General features: G+C 46.1%; 1 protein-coding gene and 1 pseudogene. Both read left to right on the forward strand.

The window, feature by feature from the left end:
• The coding region (locus tag ACOCD2_RS18940) for a DUF4007 family protein (protein ID WP_293672734.1) at positions 1 to 584 on the forward strand (584 nt) is incomplete at its 5' end.
• Positions 581 to 1,663: pseudogene (locus ACOCD2_RS18945) on the forward strand (hypothetical protein); the annotation flags it as partial. The gene ACOCD2_RS18940 and the pseudogene ACOCD2_RS18945, both read left to right, overlap by 4 nt.

The raw sequence follows: 1,663 nt of genomic DNA on the forward strand, positions 1-1,663 counted from the left end.
CAGGTTGGTATTGGTTTTTTAATAAATTCCATAAACCAGAATTTACCTCACAAGAAGCAGCTTCTGCATTATTGGAGTTCGCAAAACAGAATATCCAAAGCAAATTTTCGGCAACCACAGTTAAACAGGATTCGGCCATTGTACTGCGTATGTATGCACGCTCAAAAGGTAATACACGCACCCCTATCGAAGAGGTCCTAGATTCACCGCTATCGTTACTAGGTCTGATTACACAAGCGCCGGGTGGGCGCACATACTATTCGCGTGCTCTGGAGCGCGATGCACTGCCTATAGGCATCTTTGGGTTTGCCATTGCTCAGGTATTTGAGGCAATGCACATTTCAGAACTTCCGATTGAAGACTTGATGTATGCCAAGGGTGGCTATCCTGCACCAGGGGCGGTATTCCGGTTAACTGAGAATGCAATGATTACTAAATTAGAAAGGTTAATCCATCAAATGCCCGGCATTTTTGAAATACGTGAAACCGCTGGTATTCATCAAGTCTACTTGTTGGAAAAAATTGAACCCATGGAGTTTCTGGAATTCCATTATCAAGACCAGCTGCAGGAGAACGTGGCATGAGTCTTAGGGATAAAATAAAGGTTAATACCCACTACACACGCTCAATCAACTTGGAGCGTGATGCAGACTCGCAAGCAGTGGTAGAGGCTTACATTCCTACTTCCAGGGCAATACGTACATTTGAACGCATGGCCGATGCATTAAAAGCGGATGAAAGCCCGCGCGCTTGGTCATTGGTTGGTCCGTATGGATCAGGGAAATCTTCGTTTGCTGTTTTCTTAGCGCACTTGTTGGGCTCCTCGTCAGACGCGGCCACCCAAGCAGCAAAGAATACATTAAAACGCAATAACCAAGTGGACTTGAGGAACAAGTTTACGTCTGTTACCCGCGGTAGTAAAGGTTATTGTACCGTCTTGATGACAGGCAGTCCTGAGTCGATAGGTAGACGGCTCGTTTGTTCACTGGCAGATAAGGCTAATGAGATCTGGGCTGGTCGCAGGGGGCGATCTCACTCGATTGTAGCTAAATTAGCTGGACTAGCAGAACAAAAAGAACAGCCAGCAACCACGGATATATTGGCCTGTATAAAAGAACTGCAAGATGCATTGGCTGGAATCGGCTATTCAGGACTGTTAATCATTATTGATGAATTAGGTAAGTTTCTGGAATATGAGGCCCGGCACTACGGTGCGAACGATATCTTTTTATTGCAGTCACTAGCCGAACATGCATTGGCACCTCATGATGCAAAATTGGCCATGGTGGTCATGCTCCATCAAGCATTTGAGCAATACGCACGGGGTTTAGGTGAATCACTCAAGAATGAGTGGGCTAAAGTTCAAGGCCGGTTTGAAAATATCCCCTTCCTGGAGTCGTCTGAACAGACCTTGCGTGTTGTTGCTGCGGCTGTTGACCACAATTTTACACGGGCAGAACGTAGCAAGATAAAAAAAGAGGCCAAGCAACTTGCTCTGCGCTTCTCGGAGGGAAAGGCATTACCTAGTGCAATGGGTGTCAAGGTGGCCTCAGAGCTATTTGAAGCGTGTTATCCACTTCATCCCATTAGTGCACTCATTTTGCCACTACTGTGTCAGAAGGTCGCTCAAAACGAACGCACATTGTTTAGTTACCTAGGTAGT

The organism is Thiolapillus sp. (genome assembly GCF_048562965.1).
GTDB classification, from domain to species: Bacteria; Pseudomonadota; Gammaproteobacteria; order Chromatiales; family Chromatiaceae; genus Thiolapillus; species Thiolapillus brandeum_A.